Source organism: Streptomyces sp. NPDC001732 (assembly GCF_053596315.1).
Genome location: NZ_JBSFFY010000177.1, coordinates 1 through 2,746 on the forward strand (window position 1 = coordinate 1; position 2,746 = coordinate 2,746).

Sequence of the window (2,746 nt, forward strand, 5' to 3'; positions counted from 1 at the left end):
CGTCCCGCCCGTCGCGCAGGAGTCTTGACTTCGTCATTGAGACTCCTGGCAGACACGGGCGATCCTGGTCGAGAACCCGTCCACCAGGAGCTTCGCCGTTCCGCAGTTCCGTCCAACACGTGTGACTGAGCGCTTCAGTTGGCCGGTTGAGCGTTGACCGGGCAGGTGCGCCGTATCTCGTGCGGGCGTCGTCCCCGTTCTACTCCACCGGCTCGCACCAGGCGGCGACGAGATCGTGGAAGTGCGAGAAACGGGTGCCGGGAACAGTCTCACCACTGAACGTCTCGCCGTTGAGCCAGCAGATGTCGAAGATGTTGGTTTCGGTGTCGAGGAGGCAGCACACACCACCGGTGGTGGCGGTGAGGTCGGTGAACACCTTCCTGACGCTCGCGGACTGCACGAACATCCGGCTCATGCTCGAGGTGGCGGCTGTGAACTGCAGCGACGCAAAGTTCGGGTGCCATGCGGGGGAGAACCTGACCGTCAGGTAGATGTACCCGACCGACACCCGTCCCTGCTCGTCGACCTTGTCGGAATCGCGGAGGAAGAACTCGCGCACCGCGTCGTCGACGCCGACGACGATCGAGGTGTCCAGTTCGAGCGAGCCGCCTGCTGAACAGTCGACCGGTTCGCTCTTGAACTTCGAGGTGAACGGCACGATCAACTGCTCTCCGCCCGGCAGGGTCACCGGAAGTGGCGGCGTCTTGCGGCCTTGGGGGGCGAGCTCGGCCAGCCGGGTCAGTGCTCTCGCAACGTTCCGAGGGGGCATGAAGATCTCATAGCTGTAGTCCAGCCCCATACTGCCCCGCCTCCCCTGTCCTGAACCGTCATCCTGTCATGATCGGGATCGATCGCCCAGTCGATTCCATCGTGGCTGGCTTCGTCCGGACGCAGTCGGCAACGTAGGTGAACATCGGCTCGTCTCCGAGGAGGTTAGCTGTGAGCGGAAGGGCTTCCGCCCACTGCTCACCCGGGAACCGGCAGCGGATGAAGACGCCGATCTGACGCGGCTCCACCTGCCGTTCCGAAGTGCGACCTGACTGACGAAGGTACTACCGCGAGCCGAACGCTCAGGTGGCCGGATCAACCGCTCACCAGCCACCTGAAGCGCTCAGTCACAACACGCGGCTACCGCCGTCAGGTTGGAAATGGCTCAGTGGCGCCTTCACCGCGCCGGTGGTGGCGGCCGGCCCAGAGGACGACCTGCCATGGATCGCGACGGTCTATGTCCCCGGACCGTCCCTGACCGAGGCCGTGGCCGTGACCGGGGGGCTGCCAGAGGACTCGGTGTGGCCGCTGGCAGCCGGACTGCTCGAGGCACTGCAGGCCATCCACGCCGAAGACCTGCTCCACCGCGACCTCAAGCCCTCGAACGTACTGCTGGCCCCTGACGGCCCACGAGTGATCGACTTCGGAATCGCCCGCGCCCTGGACGCCACCGTGCCGACCGGAACCGGCACAGCCATCGGAACACCCGGCTTCATGTCCCCCGAACAAGCCGAGGGCAGCCCCGTCGGTCTGGCCAGCGACGTCTTCGCCCTCGGCGCCGTACTCGCCTTCGCCGCCACCGGCCACGAACCCTTCGGCCAAGGCCCACCAGCAGCAGTCCTCTACCGCGTCGTCACCAACGAGCCACAACTCGGCACACTGAACGGCCCCCTACGCACCCTGATCACCGCATGCCTGGCCAAAACCCCCACCGACCGACCCACCACCACACAACTCCTCCAACAGATCACCTCCCACTGGAACCCACCCGACGACTTCCACCACACCACCCCATGGCCCCAGAACGTCACCACCCTCATCGCCACACCCACCACCCTGCAGCACACCCAAACCCCACCACCAACCGCGCCCGCCACAGCCACCCGAGAAGACCCGACCCACCGACACCAGCAGGCACAACAAACCAACCACACCACCGGCCCCCGAGAAGCAGCACGCCTGATGGCCGAACTGGCCGCGGACCGGGCGCGCGTCCTGGGGCCCGATCACCGCGACACTTTGTGGTCCCGTCACCAGCACGCCTGGAATCTTGGTGAGGCGGGTGAGCGTGTGGAGGCGGCCCGACTGTTTGCCGGGGTCGCTGCCGACCAGGCACGTGTTCTCGGAGCTGACCATCCCGACGCTTTGTGGTCCCGTCACCAGCACGCCTGGAATCTTGGGCAGGCGGGTGAGCGTGTGGAGGCGGCCCGACTGTTTGCCGGGGTCGCTGCCGACCAGGCGCGCGTCCTGGGAGCTGACCATCCCGACGCCCTGCGGTCCCGTCACCAGCACGCCTGGAACCTTGGGCAAGCAGGAGAAGGATGACGGCAGCTCGGCCCGCTGCCAGGCCCCGGCAAGCCCAAGGGGACCCTGGGCAAGCCACCCCGCGCGGCGGCTTGCCCGCCCACCGCGAGAACCGCGACCGCCCACGCCTTGAGCGCCGGGAGGGGGGCTGAACCATGGGCCGGAGCATTGCGCCCGGAGGGGGACCGGAGGTGTGACCGGAGGTGTGGACCCCAAAATCGGACACCGCCCGTTTCTGCAGCTCAGCCCCGGCGGGCAAGCCCCCGACCCGCCCCGACACCTCTAATTCGTTAGCAATTAGAGGTCTGGATCTCTGAGAGGGCATTTAGCGTGGGCGAATTGCCTCTTATGCCCTAGTAGGTCCCTCGCCGGGTTGGCGTGGTCTCGTCCGTTATGCGCTTGGCGAGGTTGTCGATCGAGGCGACGTAGATCATGGCTTCGGAGCTGGTGGTTA

The 2,746-nt window shown here is 66.4% G+C and carries 2 protein-coding genes and 1 pseudogene; 1 reads left to right on the top strand and 2 read right to left on the bottom strand.

Annotated elements, in window-relative coordinates; translation table 11 throughout:
• Positions 1-199: 199 nt before the first annotated feature.
• Positions 200-799 (bottom strand): hypothetical protein, encoded by a 600-nt coding sequence (locus tag ACWCXX_RS41120; protein ID WP_451136407.1) that lies wholly within the window; start codon positions 797-799, stop codon positions 200-202.
• Positions 800-1,074: 275 nt separating this feature from the next.
• Here ACWCXX_RS41120 and ACWCXX_RS41125 point away from each other — a divergent pair, with 275 nt between their 5' ends.
• A complete protein-coding gene (locus ACWCXX_RS41125) occupies positions 1,075-2,313 on the top strand; it encodes a protein kinase domain-containing protein (RefSeq protein WP_451136409.1) in 1,239 nt (412 codons plus the stop codon).
• A 332-nt stretch (positions 2,314-2,645) separates the two neighbouring features.
• Here ACWCXX_RS41125 and ACWCXX_RS41130 read toward each other — a convergent pair.
• Positions 2,646-2,746: pseudogene (locus tag ACWCXX_RS41130) on the bottom strand (IS5/IS1182 family transposase); the annotation flags it as partial.

Coding starts and splice junctions, on each gene's coding strand:
- ACWCXX_RS41120 (WP_451136407.1), bottom strand. CDS start 799: ATGGGGCTGGACTACAGCTATGAGATCTTCATGCCCCCTCGGAACGTT.